Annotated in this window: 17 protein-coding genes; 5 read left to right on the plus strand and 12 right to left on the minus strand. The window is 66.8% G+C overall.

Annotated elements, in window-relative coordinates; genetic code table 11:
* Positions 1-26 precede the first annotated feature (26 nt).
* From QHG62_RS24135 to QHG62_RS24160, 6 genes are all read right to left on the minus strand, one after another.
* Complete coding sequence (locus QHG62_RS24135) at positions 27-1,493, minus strand: DEAD/DEAH box helicase (RefSeq protein ID WP_157615040.1); 1,467 nt, start codon at positions 1,491-1,493, stop codon at positions 27-29.
* Positions 1,494-1,624: 131 nt separating this feature from the next.
* Positions 1,625-2,503, minus strand: a complete 879-nt coding sequence (ypfJ, locus tag QHG62_RS24140) for a KPN_02809 family neutral zinc metallopeptidase (RefSeq protein ID WP_281148145.1) — start codon at positions 2,501-2,503, stop codon at positions 1,625-1,627.
* A gap of 149 nt (positions 2,504-2,652) precedes the next feature.
* Entirely contained in the window at positions 2,653-3,219 is a 567-nt protein-coding gene (gene dcd / locus QHG62_RS24145; RefSeq protein WP_281148146.1) for a dCTP deaminase, read from the minus strand.
* A gap of 78 nt (positions 3,220-3,297) precedes the next feature.
* Entirely contained in the window at positions 3,298-4,584 is a 1,287-nt protein-coding gene (guaD, locus tag QHG62_RS24150) for a guanine deaminase (RefSeq protein ID WP_281148147.1), read from the minus strand.
* A gap of 77 nt (positions 4,585-4,661) precedes the next feature.
* Complete coding sequence (locus QHG62_RS24155) at positions 4,662-5,645, minus strand: hypothetical protein (protein WP_281148148.1); 984 nt, start codon at positions 5,643-5,645, stop codon at positions 4,662-4,664.
* Positions 5,642-6,247, minus strand: coding sequence for a short chain dehydrogenase (locus QHG62_RS24160; RefSeq protein ID WP_281148149.1), 606 nt, complete (start codon positions 6,245-6,247; stop codon positions 5,642-5,644). Before QHG62_RS24160 ends, QHG62_RS24155 begins: the two co-directional genes overlap by 4 nt.
* Positions 6,248-6,351: 104 nt before the next feature.
* Between QHG62_RS24160 and QHG62_RS24165 the strand changes: the two genes are divergently transcribed.
* Positions 6,352-7,233 (plus strand): LysR family transcriptional regulator, encoded by an 882-nt coding sequence (locus QHG62_RS24165; protein WP_281148150.1) that lies wholly within the window; start codon positions 6,352-6,354, stop codon positions 7,231-7,233.
* Here QHG62_RS24165 and QHG62_RS24170 read toward each other — a convergent pair.
* Together QHG62_RS24170 and QHG62_RS24175 are read right to left on the minus strand one after the other, a co-directional pair.
* Positions 7,230-8,330 (minus strand): BMP family ABC transporter substrate-binding protein, encoded by a 1,101-nt coding sequence (locus QHG62_RS24170; RefSeq protein ID WP_281148151.1) that lies wholly within the window; start codon positions 8,328-8,330, stop codon positions 7,230-7,232. The genes QHG62_RS24165 and QHG62_RS24170 overlap by 4 nt on opposite strands.
* Before the next feature lie 88 nt (positions 8,331-8,418).
* The gene (locus QHG62_RS24175; protein ID WP_281148152.1) at positions 8,419-9,363 is read right to left on the minus strand and encodes a LysR substrate-binding domain-containing protein; all 945 of its coding nucleotides are present in this window, start codon (positions 9,361-9,363) and stop codon (positions 8,419-8,421) included.
* A gap of 95 nt (positions 9,364-9,458) precedes the next feature.
* Between QHG62_RS24175 and QHG62_RS24180 the strand changes: the two genes are divergently transcribed.
* Positions 9,459-10,769, plus strand: coding sequence for an MFS transporter (locus tag QHG62_RS24180; protein WP_281148153.1), 1,311 nt, complete (start codon positions 9,459-9,461; stop codon positions 10,767-10,769).
* On the opposite strand, the gene QHG62_RS24185 is transcribed toward QHG62_RS24180, so the two are convergent.
* Positions 10,730-11,791: an adenosine deaminase gene (locus QHG62_RS24185; RefSeq protein WP_281148154.1), complete on the minus strand. Its 1,062-nt coding sequence runs from the start codon at positions 11,789-11,791 to the stop codon at positions 10,730-10,732. The two genes, QHG62_RS24180 and QHG62_RS24185, sit on opposite strands and share 40 nt — an antisense overlap.
* Before the next feature lie 108 nt (positions 11,792-11,899).
* Between QHG62_RS24185 and QHG62_RS24190 the strand changes: the two genes are divergently transcribed.
* A complete protein-coding gene (locus QHG62_RS24190; protein WP_281148155.1) occupies positions 11,900-12,796 on the plus strand; it encodes an amidohydrolase family protein in 897 nt (298 codons plus the stop codon).
* On the opposite strand, the gene QHG62_RS24195 is transcribed toward QHG62_RS24190, so the two are convergent.
* Positions 12,783-14,483 (minus strand): PAS domain-containing protein, encoded by a 1,701-nt coding sequence (locus QHG62_RS24195; RefSeq protein WP_281148156.1) that lies wholly within the window; start codon positions 14,481-14,483, stop codon positions 12,783-12,785. The genes QHG62_RS24190 and QHG62_RS24195 overlap by 14 nt on opposite strands.
* Before the next feature lie 146 nt (positions 14,484-14,629).
* Between QHG62_RS24195 and QHG62_RS24200 the strand changes: the two genes are divergently transcribed.
* A complete protein-coding gene (locus tag QHG62_RS24200; protein ID WP_281148157.1) occupies positions 14,630-15,274 on the plus strand; it encodes a TetR/AcrR family transcriptional regulator in 645 nt (214 codons plus the stop codon).
* Entirely contained in the window at positions 15,271-16,509 is a 1,239-nt protein-coding gene (locus QHG62_RS24205) for a glycosyltransferase (RefSeq protein WP_281148158.1), read from the plus strand. The genes QHG62_RS24200 and QHG62_RS24205 overlap by 4 nt, the downstream gene beginning before the upstream one ends.
* Positions 16,510-16,523: 14 nt before the next feature.
* Here the strand turns inward: QHG62_RS24205 and QHG62_RS24210 are convergent, their stop codons facing one another.
* Together QHG62_RS24210 and QHG62_RS24215 are read right to left on the minus strand one after the other, a co-directional pair.
* Complete coding sequence (locus tag QHG62_RS24210; RefSeq protein WP_281148159.1) at positions 16,524-18,068, minus strand: serine hydrolase domain-containing protein; 1,545 nt, start codon at positions 18,066-18,068, stop codon at positions 16,524-16,526.
* 44 nt (positions 18,069-18,112) lie between these two features.
* Positions 18,113-19,015 (minus strand): LysR family transcriptional regulator, encoded by a 903-nt coding sequence (locus QHG62_RS24215; RefSeq protein WP_281148160.1) that lies wholly within the window; start codon positions 19,013-19,015, stop codon positions 18,113-18,115.
* Positions 19,016-19,076: the final 61 nt, after the last annotated feature.

A 19,076-nucleotide genomic window follows, 5' to 3' on the forward strand; every position in this document is an offset into this window, starting at 1 on the left:
TCGCCAAAGCAGGGCCCTGAGCCCTGTCAGTTGGTCTCGGCGCTCTTGAACAGCGCCGCAACCTTGCGCTTGGTCTTGATGTTGCTCGAGATGCCACGCGCGGGCGCAGCCTTGGCGGCGGCTTCCCAGTCGGGAGCGGCTTCGCGCTCACCCGGCTCATAGGGCTTGTCGAAGAACGGATCGCGCGGGGCGGAGGGTGCCCGATGCGGGCGTCCGCCGCCGCGGCGCGCATCGGCGCCGATGCTGCTGCGCTCGCGCGGCTGATCGAGCACGTCGCGTGCGTCGCCGGCTTCGCCCTCTTCGCGCCAGTGACGGCGTCCGTCGTTGATGCGGCCGCGCGGCTTGTCTTCTTCGAACTCGACGGGTTCCAGCTCGATCTTCTTCTTGATCAGCTTCTCGATGTCGGCCACCAGGCGCGCATCGTTGCCGCCGCTGGCAAAGCTCACGGCCAGGCCCGACGCGCCGGCACGGCCCGTGCGGCCGATGCGGTGAACGTAATCTTCGGCGTTGAACGGAATGTCGAAGTTGAAGACCGCCGGCACGTCCTTGATGTCGAGGCCGCGGGCCGCGACGTCGGTGCACACCAGCAGGTCGACCTCGCCCGCCTTGAACGAGGCAAGCGCCTTCAGGCGTTCGTCCTGGCTCTTGTCGCCGTGCAGCGCCGTGGTGCGAAGGCCGTCGCGCTCGAGCGAGCGCGCGAGGCGTGCGCAGCCGAGCTTGCTGTTGACGAACACAAAGGCCTGGGTGATGCCGCGCTGCTTCACGATCTGCTTGAGCGCGCGGCGCTTGTCGTCGTCGCTCACGCTGTAGAAGTGCTGCTCGACGGTGGAGGCCGTTTCGTTCGGCCGCGCCACCTCGATGGTGACGGGGTTCTGCAGGTAGCTGCTGGCCAGCCGCTTGATTTCGGGCGAGAAGGTGGCCGAGAACAGAAGCGTGGTGCGCTGCTTGGGCAGGTAGCTCAGGATGCGCTGCAGGTCGGGCAGAAAGCCGATGTCCAGCATGCGGTCAGCCTCGTCGAGCACCACGTACTCCACCTGGTTGAGCACCGCGTTCTTGGCCTCGATGTGGTCGAGCAGCCGGCCCGGCGTGGCCACCAACACTTCGACGCCCTTCTTGAGCTCGAGTGTCTGCGGCTTCATGTCGATGCCGCCGAACACCACCGTGCTGCGCAGGTTGGTGTACTTGGCGTACAGCTTGACCTGCTGGGCCACCTGGTCGGCCAGCTCGCGCGTGGGCAGCAGCACCAGCGCACGCACCGGGTGCCGCGCGGGCGAGGTAGAGGCGTTCTCGTGCTTGAGCATGCGCTGCAGCAGCGGCAGCGAAAACGCCGCGGTCTTGCCGGTGCCGGTCTGCGCGGCCCCCATCACGTCCTGCCCCGAAAGCACGACCGGAATGGCCTGCTCCTGGATGGGAGTCATGGTCTCGTAGCCCATTTCGGCTACGGCGCGCGCCAGCGGTTCCGCCAGCGATAGATTGGAGAAGGAGCTTGTCATTAAGCCTTCTATTGTCGCATTGCCGCAAAAAATGGCAGTGACGGCGCCGTGACAACGTCCGCGACGGCCACATTGCTATTTATTTTATAGCGCGACCTGCAACAACCATGCAGCCTGCGGCGCACCGAGGCTCAAAGAGTGCGCGCGTTGAAAGTGTCGCAAGACTTGATATCGCCGCTCTGGTACCCCGCGCCGAACCAGCGTTGGCGCTGCGCGCTCGACCCGTGGGTGAAGCTGTCGGGCACCACGGCGCGGCCTGCGGAACGCTGCAACGCGTCGTCGCCGATCTTCTGCGCGGCGTTCATGGCCGCCTCGATGTCGCCCGGCTCGAGCCACTTCTTGGACTCTTGCGAATGGTGCGCCCAGATGCCGGCAAAGCAGTCGGCCTGCAGCTCGACGCGAACGCTCAGCGCGTTGTTCTGCGACTGGCTCAGCCGGCCGCGCATGCCGTCCACCTTGGCGGTTACGCCGAGTTCGTCCTGCACATGGTGGCCGACCTCGTGCGCAATGACATAGGCCTGCGCAAACTCGCCCGGCGCGCCGAGCTGGTTCTTGAGCGTGTCGTAGAAGCCGAGGTCGATGTACACCTTCTTGTCGCCCGGGCAGTAGAACGGCCCCATGGCCGATTGCCCGGTGCCGCAGGCCGTGGGCGTGGCACCGCGAAACAGCACGAGCCGGGGCGGCTGGTAGCTGCCGCCGTTCTGCCGGAAGACGTTGGTCCAGACCACCTCGGTGTTCTTGAGCACCGTCGATACGAAGGCCGCCTCGCGGTCGCCCGTTGGCGGCTTCGGTGCCGGCCCCTGTTGCTGCTGCACCTGGGCGGGGTCTCCGCCGCCGCTCAGCAGGCTGAGCACCGTGAGCGGATTGATGCCGAAAATCCAGCCGGCAACCAGCGCAACCGCAATGGTGCCAATGCCGATGCCGCGGCCGCCGATGAAGCCGCCACCGCCGCCACCCTCACCGCGGCGGTCTTCGACGTTGTCCGATTGTTCGTTGCCTTCCCATCTCATCGCAGTCTCCTTGCCGGGCAGTTGTGCCGGAGCGTCGCTGGATGGTACTTTGTCCGCGCCGGTGCCTTGTAAGCAAAACAGGCATTTGCATGCCTGTGGTGACGCCGTCGGAAGCGGAGGAACGCGAGGGGTACCCCCCGCGAGGCCTCTCAGGTCTTGGGGAGCGTGACGCCGCGCTGGCCCTGGTATTTGCCGCCGCGGTCCTTGTAGCTGGTTTCGCAGACCTCGTCGCTCTCGAAGAACAGCACCTGCGCGCAGCCCTCGCCCGCGTAGATCTTGGCGGGCAGCGGCGTGGTGTTGCTGAACTCGAGCGTCACGTAGCCTTCCCATTCGGGCTCGAACGGGGTCACGTTGACGATGATGCCGCAGCGTGCATAGGTGCTCTTGCCCAGGCAGATGGTGAGCACGTTGCGCGGGATGCGAAAGTACTCGACCGTGCGCGCCAGCGCAAAGCTGTTGGGCGGAATGATGCAGTAGTCACCGTGCATGTTGACGAAGCTCTTCTCGTCGAAGTTCTTCGGATCGACCACGGTGCTGTGGATGTTGGTGAAAACCTTGAATTCAGGCGCGCAACGGATGTCGTAGCCGTAGCTCGAAGTGCCGTAGCTGATGATCTTGTGGCCGGCGGCCTCGCGCACCTGGCCGGGCTCGAAAGGCTCGATCATGCCGTTCTGCTCGGCCATGCGCCGGATCCATTTGTCGCTCTTGATGCTCATATGCGGTCGCTGATGCTGCTGCGGGGGAGGAATGGCACGAATTGTGGCATGTGCCACCGAGCCATCCCTATCCCGCATCTATCCCGCCTGCGAGATCACCGTCCGCTCGATCAGCCGGTCGTCTCCCAGCACGATCATCGAGAACAGCAGCTCCTCCAGGTTGTTCGCGCGGGCGGCCTTGCGCGCCATCAAGGGTGTGGCCTGCGGGTTGAGCACCAGGAAATCGGCCTCGCAGCCGGGCTGCAGGTTGCCGATGACGCCTTCGAGCCCCAGCGCGCGCGCCGCGCCGCCGGTGTGGCGCCACCACAGCTGCGAAGGCGCAATGCTCAGGCCGGTCTTGGTTTGCCCCTCGCGGCCCACGTAATAGGCCGCCATCATGGTGTGGAAAGGGCTGAAGCTGGTGCCGCCGCCCACGTCGCTGGCCAGGCCATAGGGGTAGCCGACGCGGTCGGCCGCGCCGAAGTCGAAGAAGCCGCTGCCCAGGAACAGGTTGCTGGTCGGGCTTACCGCAGCGGCCGTTCGGGTGTCGCGCAGCAGCTCGCGGTCGGTGTCGTCCAGGTAGATGCAGTGCGCATACACGGCGCGTTCGCGCATCAGGCCGAAGCCGGCATACACATCGAGGTACGAACGCGCCTGCGGATACAGCTCGCGCACCCACGCCACCTCGTCGCGGTTTTCGGCCACGTGCGACTGGATCCACGTGTCCGCATACTTGGCGGCCAGCTCGCCGGCGCCGCGCATCTGCGCGTCGGTGCTCGCGGGCGCAAAGCGCGGGGTAATGGCGTAGCCCAGGCGGCCGGTGTTGTGCCACTTGCGGATCAGCGCTTCCGAGTCGATGAGGCTCTGCTCGGTTTCGTCCCGCACGCCGTCGGGCGAATGCCGGTCCTGCAGCACCTTGCCGCTGATCATGCGCAGGCCCCGGCGCTGGGCGCCTTCAAAAAAGGCATCGACCGACGCCACATGCGACGTGGCAAAGGTCAGCGCCGTGGTGACGCCGTTGCGCAGCAGCTCGTCGAAGAACACGTCGGCCACTTCGTTCGAATGCGACGGATCGACGAATTTTGCTTCCGCCGGAAAGGTGTAGTTCTCGAGCCAGGGCAGGAGCCCCGGCGAGGGCGAACCGATGATGTCCGTCTGCGGAAAGTGGATGTGCATGTCCACGAAACCGGGCGCGAGGATGCGGCCCGGGAGGTGGGTCAGCTCGGCATCGGGGTGGCGCGGCGACACCGCGGCATGGCTGCCGGCGTCGAGCACGCGCTGGCGGCCGGCGCTGTCGGGGGCGACGACCAGCAGGCCGTCTTCATCGAAAACGGGCAGTCCCGCATCGTCGAATCGCAGGAGGGAGGCGCGGTAGGCTTTTTTCATCGTTGCTGCGGAGGGTAAACCAGCCCCGCAGCGCCGCAATTTCCATGCGCGTATGAGTGCTATATGGCGAACGTACTTCAATCCGGCGGCAAGGCACGCGACTGGATGTCGAAAGGCACGCCGCGTGGAACGGCCCCGTCGTCGTCCTTGTGCTTGAGCAGCAGCGCGTATTTCGACTCGATGAAATAGACACGGTTGCCGAGCACCGCTCCGGAGGACGGGTCGTTGAGCCCCGCCACCACCGTCTGCAGCGCCAGCTTCGCGCCGTCGACGCTCGCCACGGTGACCTGCCCACCGTAGGGTCCGTCGCCGAAGGCATTGCTCTCGAACAGCACCAGCCGACCGGGCTTCCAGGCGCGGATCGCATCGACGTTCTTCATCACGCGCGGTGCCTCGATACGGGTGACTTGGCCGGCCCCGCCGTCGGCGTTCAAACCGATGCGCAGCAGATGCGATGCGGCGGCCACGAGGCTCACATAGATGCCCTGGCCTTCATCGATTGCAATGCCGTTCAAGCCCTTGTACGGCCCCTCGCCGGCGAATGCCGGGTTTTCCTTCCAGACCGTGAGCGCCGTGGCATCGGGCGTGAGCCGCAGCACGCGCGGGTGAAAGGAATCGGTCACGTAGATGTTGCCGCGCGCGTCCTGCGTGAGGTCGTTGCAGTAACCCGCATCGGGCATGGCATAGCTTGCACGCGGCGCGCCCGTTGCCAGGTCGTAGCGCTTGAGCGCGCTCGGTGTCTGCGGCACGGTGGTGAAGCCGCTGTTGCCCGAGCAGACCCACAGGGCCTGGCGTTTCGCATCCACCAGCACGCCCTGCCCGTTCGCCAGGCCATTGGCGCCTGGCTTCACGAGCACTTCGGCCTTCGGCGCAACGCCCGGCTTCAACCGGGCGACGGCACCCTGGCGCCAGCTGCCGACGTAGAACGCACCGTCGGGCCCAATGGCCACGCTTTCCGGATACCAGTCTTCGGGCAGCGCCTGTACGGCGGGCGGTGCAGCCATGGCGGCCGCCGCGGCGAGCGCGAGCAGCGCGCCGGCCCATTGCGTGCGCGTGCTCATTGCCACACGCGGAACACGCGCCCCGTCAGCGGGCCTTCGACGCTGCGCACATAGGCCAGCGCCACGCGTGCGGCCGGCACGGTTTCGACGCCCGGAAAGAGCGAGCCATACGCTTCCAACGATTCGGTCAGCAGTGTCGGACTGACCGCATTGATGCGCAAGCCGCGCGTCAGCTCGATGGCTGCGCCTTTCACAAAACCCTCGACTGCCGCATTCACTGCCGCCGCATTGGCGCCGCCACGAACCGGATCGTCGGCCGCCACGCCCGTGGTCAGCGTGATCGAGCCGCCATCTGCCAGAACGTGCTGGCCCAGCAGCGCGAGGCGTACCTGGCCGAGCAGCTTGTCCTGCAGGCCGATGTTGAAATCGGCCGGCCGCATTGCGGCCAGCGGCCCGAAGAACAGCCCGCCGGCCGCCGAGACGATCGCATCGACCTGCCCTACCGCGGCATACAGCGCCTCGACGCTGGCATCGCTCGTGATGTCGACCTGCCGATCGCCGCGCGTACGGCCCGCACGCACCACCTCGTGCCCGCGCGCGGCCAGCGCCTGTGCCACGGCACTGCCCACTGCGCCAGTCGCGCCCACAACAAGAACCTTCATGGAAAACCTCGCCAAAATGAATCAGGAAGGCGTCATTGTTTTGCGAATCGATAGTTTGATAAATTGCCATCCGGTTCTGCAATTCGAAACTTTGAGTTCTCAATATGGACAAGCTGCGCGCGATGGAAGTCTTCGTCGCCACGGTGGACGCGGGCAGCTTTGCCGCCGCCGCCGAGGTGCTCGATCTCTCGGCCGTGATGGTCGGCAAGCACATCCGCGCGCTCGAAGATCAGCTCGGCGCCCGCCTGCTGGAGCGCACCACGCGGCGCCACGCGCTCACCGAAATCGGTGCCGCCTACCTGGAGCGTTGCCGCGATGTGCTCGCGAGCGTGCACACGGCTGACGGCGTGGCCGAGTCGCTGCGCGCCATGCCGCAGGGCGTGCTGCGCGTGACAGCGCCTGTGGCCTACGGCGCGCATCGGCTCACGCCCGTCATTGCGGAGTACATCGCCGCCTATCCGCAGGTGAAGGTCGACCTGAACCTGAACGACCGCGTGGTCGACCTGGCCGAAGAGGGCTTCGACTGCGGCATCCGCTCGGGCGCCGCGGTCGATGAACGGCTGATCGCGCGGCCGCTGGCACTGGCGCGCATGTTCGCGGTGGCAAGCCCGGCATGGGTTGCGCGCCATGGACTCCCGAAGCACCCGTCCGAGCTGGAGGCCTTCCCGCTGCTCGGCTTCGCGGCGTGGGGGCCGAATCACTCATGGCGCTTCACGCGAAACGGCCAGACGGTGCTGGTGCCCGTGCGCGGTCCGCTCAACACCAACAACGGACAGGCGCTGCTGGCCGCGGCGATTGCGGGCGTCGGGGTGATCGTGCAGGCCGACGCATTGCTCGGCCCTGCGCTGGCTTCGGGCCAGGTGGTCCGGTTGCTGCCCAAGTGGGAGCTGCCGACACGGCAGGTCCATATCATGCGGCTGCCCGAAGCCCGGCCCAGCGCCAAGCTTCGGACCTTCGTCGACCTTGTCGTCAAGCGGCTGGGCTAACGCGCGACGCGCCCCTGCACGCCTTCGGCCAGCCAGTTCATCTTCAGGATCTGCTCGTCGCTGAGCTGCGCACCTTTCGCAATGACGACATGGCCCTCGTTGTCGCGCACATCAGCGGCCACCGCGCGAAACGGCTGCAGCTTGCCCGCGGCAATGTCCTGCTGGCGCGCCAGCACCTCCTGCTGCACGGCCTTCGGCACCTTGGCGCCGAAGTCGCCGACGCGGATCATTCCTTCCTTTACGCCGCCCCAGATGTTGCCGCTCTTCCAGCTGCCGTCGAGCACTGCCTGCGCGCGCTGCGTGTAGTAGCCGCCCCATTGGTGGGTGACGGCGACGATCTGCGCATCGGGCGCAATCTTGCGCATGTCGGAGTGGTAGGCCACGGCCATCTTGCCGCGCTCCTGCGCCGCTGCCATCACCGCGGTGGAGCCGGTATGAAAGGCGACGACGTCGGCGTTCTGGTTGAACAGCGCCATGGCCGCGTCGCGCTCCTTCGGCGGGTCGAACCATTCGTTGAGCCACACCACGACCACCTTGGCATTCGGGTTGACCGAACGCATGCCGAGCGTGAAGGCGTTGATGCCTTGCAGCACTTCAGGAATCGGAAAGCCCGCCACGTAGCCGGCCACGTTCGTCTTCGTCATGCGGCCGGCCGCAATGCCTGCGAGGTAGCGGCCTTCGTAGTAGCGCGCATTGGCCGTTGCCACGTTGGGCGCGGCCTTGTAGCCGGTGACCGATTCGAACTTCACATCGGGAAAGTCGCGCGCCACCTTGAGCGTCGGCTCCATGTAGCCGAAGCTGGGCGTGAAGATCAGCCGGTTGCCCTGCTGTGCAAGGTCGCGGATCACGCGCTCGGCATCGGCCCCTTCGGGCACGTTCTCGACGAAGGTGGTCTTGACCTTGCCGCCGAGTGCCGCATCGACGGCCTTGCGGCCCTCTTCATGCTGGCGCACCCAGCCGGCATCGGTGACCGGCGTCACGTAGACGAAGCCGATCTTCAGTGGCTCCTTGGGAGCCTGCGGTTGCGAAAAAGCGGGAGATAAAAAACAGGCGGCTGCCCACGCCAGAACGGCGCGGCCCGCGAGGTTTTTGTACATGGTGGTCCTCTACATGGCCCCGGAAAAGCAGAAACCCGCAGCCGGCCGGGACGCCCTGCTGCGGGGTGCGGATTCTAGCGGGGGCCGTTCAGTGAAGCTGCGCAGGCTCCAGCTGCACATGCTGGCGCACGGCCTCCAGCAACAGCGTGGCAAGCCGCTCCACCGGCGTCTCGGCCGCGGCCTGCGCGCGGTAGAGCATGAGCGACATCTGCGGCAGCGCCGGAAGGCCCACAGCCGTGCGGTCGATCGGGCGCACATGCGCAGGCAGGCCGAAGGGCGTGCGCACCGAAAGGCCGAGGCCCGCCGAGGTGGCCGCCCACAAGGCCGCAAGGCTGGCGCTGGTGAACGCATGCCGCCACGGAGTGCCCGCGCGATCGAGCGCGGCGGTGACGATCTCGCGCAACGGGCACGGCGCATCGAGCAGCACCAGCGGCAGCGGCTCCCTGGTCTTGCGGGCGCCGCTGCGGCGCTCGCGCTCCTTCCACCAGGGCGCGTCGAGCGCATCGGGCACCTTGGGGCCAATCCACTGCAGCGGCAGCCGCGCCACGCGCTCGCCGTGCGGCGTCATCTGATCGCCGGTGTCCCACACCAGCGCCAGGTCGAGCTGCCGGAGTTCGAGCCGCTCGCGCAGCTCCGCGCTGCGCGCCACGCAGGCCTCGATGCGCACCTTGGGGTGCGCGCGCGAAAAGCGCCCGAGCACGGCGGGCAGCAGTGTCTCGCCGAAGTCTTCCTGCAGGCCGAGCCGCACCCAGCCCTGCAAGTCGGCCCCGCGCATGGCGGCGCCGGCTTCTTCGTTGAGCTCGAGCATGCGGTGGGCGTAGGCGAGCAATGTTTCGCCCGCATCTGTGAGCTCCAGGCCGCGGCCGGCCTTGCGGAAAAGCGCCGTGCCGGCCTGCGCCTCCAGCTTCTTGAGCTGCGCGCTCACCGCCGACGTGGAGCGGCCCAGCCGGTCGGCTGCGCGCGCATAGCTGCCGAGCGCGATGCCGGTGGAAAAACTGCGCAGCACATCGAGATCGAACATCACCTGGGACATGGATTCACCTTTCGCAATCGTCCTGTTTTTTCGAACGGTTGCATTATTATTTTCTGATTTTCAAAACCTTTGCAACCGCGGAAACTCCGCCGCAAATGAACCCATCGACCTCCTCTTCTTCATTCCCACCCAGTCATCGCTGGAAGGTGCTGGCCGCGGGCGTGGCCGCCAACGCAGCTTTCTCCGTGGCCTTCAGCGGGATTCCTATGACCGCGGTGCTCATGCGCACCGGCTACCAGCTCGACAACGCCACGCTGGGCCTGGTGCTGGGCCTGATGGGCCTGGGCATTGCTGTGAGCGAGCTGCCGTGGGGCCTGCTGACCGACCGCTGGGGTGACAGGCCCGTGCTGTTGACCGGGCTGGGCAGCACCGCCATTGCACTGCTGGCCATGGCGCTCTGGGCGGCCCCCAGCGCACAGCACATTCCCGGCCTGGGCTGGCTGGGCGCGGGGCTGCTGCTGGTGGGCCTGCTCGGCGGCAGCGTCAACGGTGCGAGCGGCCGGGCGGTGATGACTTGGTTCGATGCGGGCGAGCGCGGGCTTGCCATGAGCATCCGCCAGACCGCCGTGCCGCTGGGCGGCGGCATCGGCGCGCTGGTGTTGCCCTTTGTGGCGCTGCACTTCGGTTTTGCCACGCTCTACGGCCTGCTGGCGGTGCTCTGCCTGCTGAGTGCGGTGATGAGCTGGGCTTGGGTGCATGAGCCGCCGATTGCACCGCGCAGCCAGGCCGGCACTGCACAAGCGTCGGCTTCACCGCAGAGCGGCCCGCTGCGCAACGCGCGCGTCTGGCGCATCGTGGCCGGCATCGGCATTCTGTGCGCGCCGCAGTTCGCGGTGCTGTCTTTCGGCACGGTGTTCCTGCACGACTTCGGCCATGCCGGGCTTGCAACCATCACCGCCACGATGGTGTTCGTGCAGGTCGGCGCGATGGTCATGCGCGTATGGAGCGGCCGCTGGACCGACCGCCGCCGCAACCGCCCCGCCTATCTGCGTGCCTGCAGCGCACTGAGCGTGCTGCTGTTTGCCGGCCTTGCCGGGCTGGTGATGGCGGCGGGCACCCACACGGCCGACTCGGCGGCGCTGCGCGTGGCGCTGGTGGTGTTGCTGGCCGCGAGCGGTGTCTGCGTATCCGCCTGGCACGGCGTGGCCTACACGGAGCTGGCCACGCTGGCCGGTGCGGCCCGTGCCGGCACCGCGCTGGGCATGGCGAACACCAGCGTGTTCCTGGTGTGCTTTATCACGCCCTTTTCCATTCCGCACCTGCTCGCGCTGCAAGGCTGGGCGCTGGTGTGGCTTGCGGCCAGTGCCTGTGCGCTGGTGGCAATGCCGCTGCTGGTTCCGCGGCAACCTGCCGCCGCGGATGCCGGTCAGAAGGTTGCGAAGACGGCGTTGAGCCGGTCGACGTAGGCGCGCTTGGCGCTGGCGTCGATGAAGCTGCCTTCGAAGCTGTTGGCCGCGAGTTGCCAGGCCTGCTGCACATTCAGCCCGGTGGCAGCAAAGGTCTGCGTGAAGTTCTGGTTCATGTAGCCGCCGAAGTACGCCGGGTCGTCCGAGTTGACGGTCGCGACCAGCCCCCCATCGAGCAGTGCACCGAGGTTGTGCTGCGCCAGATCGGGGAACACGCAGAGCTTGAGATTCGACAGCGGGCACACGGTGAGCGGAATGCGCTCTTGCGCAAGCCGCTTCATCAGCGCCGGGTCTTTCGCGCTCTGCACGCCGTGGTCGACGCGCTCCACCTTCAGCACGTCGAGCGCGCTCCACACGTACTCTGGCGGCCCCTCCTCGCCCGCATGCGCGACAAGATGCAAGCCCAGCTCGCGGCAGCGCGCGAACACGCGCGCAAACTTTTCGGGCGGATGGCCCACTTCGCTCGAATCGAGCCCCACGCCGATGAACTTGTCGCGGTACGGCAGGGCCTGCTCCAGCGTTTCGAAGGCTTCTTCTTCGCTCAGGTGGCGCAGGAAGCACAGGATGAGCGCCGCGCTCACGCCCAGCTTGGGCAGCGCATCGGTGCACGCACGGTGCAGGCCGTTGACCACCACCTCCATCGGCACGCCGCGCGCCGTGTGCGTCTGCGGGTCGAAGAACATCTCGGTGCGCACCACGTTGTCGGCCGCGGCGCGCTCCAGGTAGGCCCAGGCCATGTCGTAGAAGTCTTGCTCCTTCAGCAGCACGCTGGCGCCGGCGTAGTAGATGTCGAGAAAGCTCTGCAGGTTGGTGAAGGCATAGGCGCGGCGCAGGTCTTCCACGCTCGCGTAGGGAATGCTCACGCCGTTGCGCTGTGCGAGCGCAAAGATCAGCTCGGGCTCGAGCGAGCCTTCGATGTGCATGTGCAGCTCGGCCTTGGGCATGGCGCGCAGCAGCTCGGGCAGGCGGTCGGCGGCAATGTTGCCGAAGCTCTTGTCGAAGACGGGTCGGTAGTCGGTCATGGTGGGGCAAATCTGGCGTTGTGATTGCGCACAGCATAAGCGCAGCCGCGCCCGTGCGCGAGGCCGCCGCGGCCCGGATAATCGCGCTTCCACCCGCATGAGGATTCCATGAGAGCCATTGCGCCCATTGCAGCCCTGCTCCTGGCCGCCTGCTCGGCGGTTGCCGTACCTTCCGCTTTTGCGCAGACACCCTACGCCGGTCCGCTGTTCGACACGCACCTGCACTACAACCAGGAAGCCTGGGACGGCAATGCCGGGCCGTATCCGCCGGCCGAGGCGCTCGCGCGCATGCAGCGCAACAACGTGAAGGCGATCATCGCCAACTCGCGCCCCAATGCGGGCACGCAAACCCTGGCGGCGGCGCGCGAAACCCGCGAGGCGGGCGTTGCCGTGGTGCCCTTCGTGCGCCTGTACCGCAACCGCGACGACTACAGCAACTGGTTCCGCGACGAAACCATCCACGAGATGGTGCAGGCCGAACTGGCGCGCGGCACCGCAAGCGGGCCCTACCGCGGCATCGGCGAATTCCACCTGTACGAGAGCGCCAACGCCAATGGCCCCGTCGCCAAGAAGCTCATTGCGCTGGCGGAGCGGCAGAAGCTCGCGGTGCTTGCGCACGTCGACGATGTGGCAATCGACCTGCTGATGGCCAATGCGCCTTCGAAAGGCCAATCGCTGCGCCTCATCTGGGCGCACACCGGCATCGGCGGCGCGCCGATCGAGCGGGTGCAGGCGCTGCTGGAACGCTACCCGCTGCTGATGGGCGAGCTCTCCTACCGGCCCGGCCTCACCTGCGAGGCCGGCAAGCTGTGCCCCGAATGGCGCGCGCTGCTGCTCAAGTATCCCGACCGCTTCGTGGTCGGCTCCGACACCTGGGTCAACCAGCGCTGGAGCGCCTACGACGAGATCATGCGCGGCTACCGCACTTGGCTTGGCGACCTGCCGCCCGACGTGGCGCAACGCATTGCGTGGGGCAACGCGGCCGCGCTGTTCAGCCTGCGCTGAGCGGGGCCGCTGCCTTGGCCTCGACCGGCAGCTCGAGCGTGAACGCCGCACCGGTGCCGGGCCCGTCGCTGTGCGCCGTGAGCGTGCCGCCCATCTCATGTGCGGCAATCACCGCGCTGTGCAGGCCGAAGCCATGGCCGGTCTTCTTGGTGGTGAAGCCGTGCACGAACACCTGGGTCAGCGCCTGCGTCTCTATGCCCACCCCGTTGTCCGCTACGCAGATGCGAAGCCGCTGCGCGGGCGTCAGGTCCACCCGCAGCGTGAGCTTCGGCTCGCGGTCGCTCACGCCGTCCATCGCCTGCTCGGCGTTGCTGATGAGGTTCACAAGGATCTGAAGTATTCGCCCTTGATCGAGCATCAACTCGGGAACGGAAGCGATCTCTTTGTCGATCACCATCTGGCGCCGCTTCAAAGCCTCTTCGTTGATGCGCAGTGCATCTTCGACCAGGTCGCGGATCTGCACCTTCTCCAGCAGCCTCGAAGCTCCGGCATGGGCCTGCTGCGCGGCAATGATCTCCTTGATGTGTTCCACGTTCTTGCTCAATGCAGCAAGCTCCTTGATGGCGTCGTTCTGCTCCGCCACCAGCGCGGAAGCCAGCTGGCGCAAGTAAGCGGGAAGCATCTTGCCCTTGGGGTCCGACGCCAGGAACGCACCCAGGTCATCCGCATGCTCGTCCAGCAACTGCACCGCCCGCGCGAGCCCGGCCACCTTGGAGGCACGAACGCGCGAAAGAACGAGCGCGGCGGAGACGTTCACGCTGTTGAGCACATTGCCTACGTTGTGCAGCACATTGGTGGCAATGCGGGCCATGCCCGCCAGGTGCGAGGCCTCGACCAGCTGCTTGTGCACCTCGGCAATCTGGCGCTCGGCCTCCTTCAGGTCCGAGATGTTCTTGGTGATGCCGAAGGTTCCGACGATCTCGCCCGCACGGTTGCGCAGCGGCATCTTCGTGGTCAGGGCCCAGGTGTCGGGCCGCCCGTCGATCCAGGTTTCTCTTTCGACCTTGCCGATCATCGGCAGGCCGGTGCGGATGATCTCCTGCTCGTCTTCGAAGGCCGGCCGTGCATGGTCTTCGGAGAAGACGTCGAAATCGGACTTGCCGACAAGCCCCTCGGGCGTGGACATTCCGAATTCAAGGGCCTGGGCCGTGCTGGTCTTGATGAAGCGGGACTGCGCGTCCTTGAAGTAGATATGGTCCGGGGAGTTGTCCAGCAGCGCGCGAAGAAGTTCCCGCTCGTTGGCCAGCATCTCGTCTTCCTGGTGGCGCCGGGTCACCTCGAGCACGACCCCCTGGCTGCCGATGACCGCTCCGCTCGGCCCCAGCACCGCGGATTCGACCACCTGCCAGGTCTGGGGCTGCCCGCCCGCGCCAGAAAGAACTTCTTCGCGCTCGAGTTGCTGCCCCGTCTGCACGATCTGCGCGTGCTGCCTGTCTTCCCGTTCTGCGAGTTCCGGCCGCCAAGGCGAGTCCGGCCGTTGTGCCGCTTCGGCAGACGCGATCTCGGTGGCAGTGCGGCCGAGGATCCGGTCCGCCGGAGTGCGCTTGAGCTGACTAAACCGCTCGTTCACGAAGACGAACCGCCCGGCGGCGTCCTTGCGAAAAACACCGGCGGGCAACTGCTCGATGATCGGCACCGTGTCCTGCGAAAGGGTTGCGCTTGCGACCGAGGCGGTTTGGCTTGGCATGGCGATGCGGCTCCCGAGAAAAAATGTCTTATATCCCGGGCCGCGGGCGGACACCAGCATTGGCTCTCCCCGCAGCCGCCCGACCGCCGCACACCAAACATGAACATCGTATAAACTTGTACGAAGTTCATTTTTATCGATCCAGCTTGGCAGATTCGGAACTCCCGGGCAGGCGCGAACGGCGCCGCGCCCAAACGCTCGACAGCGTGGCAATGGTGGCCATGCAGCTCTTCGAAGCCAACGGCTACAACGCGACCACCATGGAGCAGATCGCGCTGCAGGCAGACGTGGCCAAGGGCACGCTCTACAACCACTTTCCAACCAAGGAAGCGATCCTTGCGCACTGGGTGCACATGGAACTGGCCGCCGACACGCAGCGCCTCGGGCGCCTGATCGAGAAGCCCGGCAGCTTCGAAGCGCGGCTGATGCAGCTGCTCGAAGCGTCCGCCGAATGGTCGGAGCGCTACCGCGCCTACCTGCTCGACTACTTCCGTTTTCGATTTCTCAACATCGAAGACGAGCTCGACACCGCAAAGGCCCGAGAGGGGCCGCGCGACCTTGCAGGGCTCTTTGCGCTGCTGATCGAACAGGCGCAGCAAGACGGCACGCTGCGCGCCGACCTTCCGGCCGAGCACCTGGCTTCGCTGCTGCACCACTTGTACTTCGGCGCGCTGATGCGATGGCTCACGCAGCCGGGCCTGGTGCTCGGCGACGAGTTTGCGGTCATTGTCGAAATCTTTGTCAGCGGCGCCCGTGCCGCCGGCAAGCCACTGCGGAGAAAGCGCGCATGAAGATCGCCGTCGTTACCTATGGCACCGAGGGCGATACCCGTCCGCTCGCGGCGCTGTGCCATGCGCTCGACGACGCGGGCCACGCCTCGGTGCTGCTGGCGGACGCATCCACGCTGGGCACGGCGCAGCGGCTCGGCGTGCGCTCGCATGCATTGGCAGGCGACATCCGCGGTGCGCTGGGCTCCGGCGGGGCCATTGCCAACGTGGTGGCGCAGAGCGACCGGCCCGGGGCGGCGGCCAAGGCGCTTGCGGACATTGCCAACGTGCAAGCCGCGGCCTGGCTGCGGCAAACGGTCGAGGCCGCGCGCGGGTGCGATGCCATCGTGTGTGCGGGGCTCGCCGCTTTCGTGGGGCTGTCGGCGGCGGAATCACTCGATGTGCCGGCTATCGGTGCCGGCATGTTCCCGCTCACTCCGACCCGTGAGTTCGCATCGCCTTTCCTTCCGCCTTCGCGCGTGCCGCGCTTTCTGAACCGCGCCAGCCATCATCTGGTCACCGCAATGCTGTGGCGTGCATTCCGGCCGGCGCTGAATGCGGCACGCGCCGAAGTGTGCGGCCTGCCACCGCGCCGGCGCATCTGGAGCACGCACCCGGCGCTCTACGGCTTTTCACCCAGCCTTGTGCCGCGGCCGGCCGATTGGCCCGCGAACGCAGCCGTTTGCGGCCAATGGATTCCACCTGAACCGGAGTGGCAACCGCCACAGTCGCTGAGTGCCTTCCTCGCCGCGGGCGAGGCACCGGTGTACATCGGCTTCGGCAGCATGACCGGATTCGACGCTGGACGGATGCGCCAAGTCGTGGTCGATGCCGTCGCGGGCCGGCGCGCCGTGCTCAACCCCGGGTGGAGCGGCATCGACGTGCAGTTGCTGCCCGCCAACTTCCACGTGGTGGGCGACACGCCGCACGACTGGCTGTTTCCGCGGATGTCGGTGGTGGTGCATCACGGCGGTTCGGGCACCACGCATTCGGCCGCACGCGCCGGAGTGCCGTCGGTGGTGGTGCCCTTTGCGGGCGATCAGTTCTTCTGGGCGCACCGGCTGGCGCTGGCGGGCATTGCGTCGAAGGCGGTTGCAGGCAGCCGCCTGGGAGCGGATGAACTGGCTCGGTCCATTGCATTTGCAGATCGCCCGGAGGTGCGTGCCAGGGCGCATGCCTTGGGCGAGCAGATGCGTGCGGAAAACGGATTGGCGCGGGCCGTGGGGTCCATCGAGAAAATCGTGGCGACTGCTGGCTGATTCGATGGTTGCCGCTAGTCCGCGGCCCTGCCCTGCACCTGGGCCTTGAAGCCGCGGTTGTTTTCGAAAGCCACGTTCAGCCTGGCGCCATCGAAGCGCAGAAGGTACATCGACACGTCGCCATCGCTCAGCGACCGCGAAAAAATACGGAAGCCCTGCGGTTCGATCCACTCGCCTCTCACCGCAATCGGCGCATCGGCAATCTTCTCGTTGACGCGGTAGTAGCCATCGAGCCCCAGCGGCCCGGTCACAGGCTCGGCGTCGGCGCGTCCGTTGTCGAAGAGTATTTCGTAGCTCGGGCTGGCCGCGGTCAAGTCGAGCATCAGCCGCTTCACGCCCAGGACGTTGCGATCGAACTGCCAGACCTTGCGGGAAACCGCTGCCGCAAGTTCGGGCGCGGGCGCCACCGGGCCTTGCTTTTCAACGGACGCAGCGCGAATGCGATCGGCCAGCAGGGCCTGCGCAGTGCCGTCATCGGGCAGCCGCCCGGCCGAACGGGCAGAGGCCGCGATCATGTCGATGAACGGAGGCAGCAGGTAGTTGCGCCTTCCCGTGACGACCGCAACCACGTCGATGTCCGGCATCACGATGATGAGCTGCCGGTTCATGCCCGCGGCGATGTAGGCGCGCTTTTCCGGAATGGTCCACCAGCCATTCGCATACCGGAACACGGGCCCATCGCGAAACTCCATGTTCACCGAGGCGTTGAACACCTGGTCGACCCATGCGGCGGGCAGCAGCTGGCGCCCTTCCCATTGGCCCTTGCGCAGGTAGAGGTAGCCGATCTTGGCCATGTCGCGCGGATGCAGGTAAAGACCGAAGCCGCCGGTCTCGATGCCCTGCGGGTCCTTGCGCCAGCGAACGTCGCCGATGCCCAGCGGCTGGAACAGCCTGCGCTGTGCATAGGCCAGCGTGCTGCCGCCTGTTTTCTTGGCAAGAATGGCCGACAGCAGATGCGTGTTGCCGCTGTTGTAGTTGAAGCCGCCGCCGGGCGGCTGCGCCATCGGGCGGTCGAGCACAAAGCCTTGCCAGTCGCGACTGCGCCCGAACTGAAGTGCTGTCTCGGGCACCGAATCGTCGAGCTTTTCCTTCCAGTCGATGCCCGACGTCATGTCGAGCAGGTGCCCGATGGTCATCGCCTTCTTCGACGCATCGAGATTCGCAATGCTGCGCTCGGGAAAGAAGTCGATCACCGGCTGGTCGCGCGAAGCCAGCAGCCCGTCCTGGATGGCCATGCCGGTGAGCGTTCCAACGACGGCCTTGGTGGTGGAGTTCACCGCATGCTTGAGATTGGCGCGGTAGGGTGCATAGTAGGCCTCCGCAACCAGCCTGCCGTGGCGCGTGACCAGCAGGCTGTCCATCGCGTTCGCGGCGCCAAAGTCGACCAGCCTGGCGACCGCGGCTGAATCCATGCCTTGCGCCTCGGGTGGGCTTGCCGACCATCCGGCGGTTGGCCAGACGGCCGGTTCATCGGCCGGCGCGGCCCTGAGCGGCAGGCCTGCAAAGAGCAGCGCGGCGGCCATGCTGGCCAGGAGGTTTGTGTTGCCGTGCGCACGCATACCGGTCTCCCAGTGAGTTTGGCGCAGATCATATCGGCGTTGCTTCAATCGCCGAAGGCCCGCAGCATGGCCTTGCGCAACCAGGACTCCGCCGAGTCCTTGTCGGTCACGGCGCGCCAGGCCAGCTTGATCTGGTAGCTCGGGCTTTCGAACGGCAAGGCCTCGTAGCGAAGGCCGCCCTGCGCCGACAGCGCCTGCGCCACGTGTTCGGGCACCGTGGCCAGCAACTCGGTGCCGGCCAGCACCGCAGGCAGGCTGCCGAACTGCGGCACCGAGAAGGCCACGTCGCGCTGCCTGCCGATCTTGTGCAGGGTTTCGTCGACGGTGCCGCAGAGGTCGCCCGCATAGGTCACGAGCACATGCCGGCGGCGGCAGTAGTCGTCCATCGTGAGCCTTCCGGCGGCGGTGTCGGCGCGCAGCAAGGCGAAACGCGCCGTGCGGACCTTGCGGACCTTCGCACCCGCGGGCAGGTCTTTCAGGAAGCTCATCACCGCGCTGACCTGCCCGTCGTCCAGATGCTGCGCAGCGTTGCGGTAGCAGACCGTGAGCGTAACCAGCCTGGCGCGCGGCGCCTCGGCACTGAGCGCGCGCAGCAGCCGCGGCAGCATGGCAATCTGCAGGTCGTCAGTGAGCCCGATGCGAAACACCGGCGCGGCGCGCTCGGGCACGAACTCCGCCTGCGCGCGGAAGGTTGCCTCGATCTGCTCGAGCGCCGGCCCTAGCCCTTGCATCAGCGCCAGCGCGCGTTCGGTCGGCTCCATGACCCGCCCTTGGCGCACCAGCAGCGGATCGCCCGTGAGATCGCGCAGCCTTGCAAGCGCGTGGCTCACCGCGGGTTGCCCGAGGTTCAGGCGCTCGGCGGCGCGGCTCACATGCCGCTCGCGCATGAGCGCCGCCAACACGGTGAGCAGGTTCAAGTCGATTCGGCTGAGTTCGATGGGTTTCATCCAGGTGCTTTCAAGCTATCGATCGCGTGCATACCGACTATCGTATGAATCGATTTCCTTG

This window comes from Variovorax paradoxus, from assembly GCF_029919115.1.
In the GTDB taxonomy this organism is placed as follows: domain Bacteria; phylum Pseudomonadota; class Gammaproteobacteria; order Burkholderiales; family Burkholderiaceae_C; genus Variovorax; species Variovorax paradoxus_O.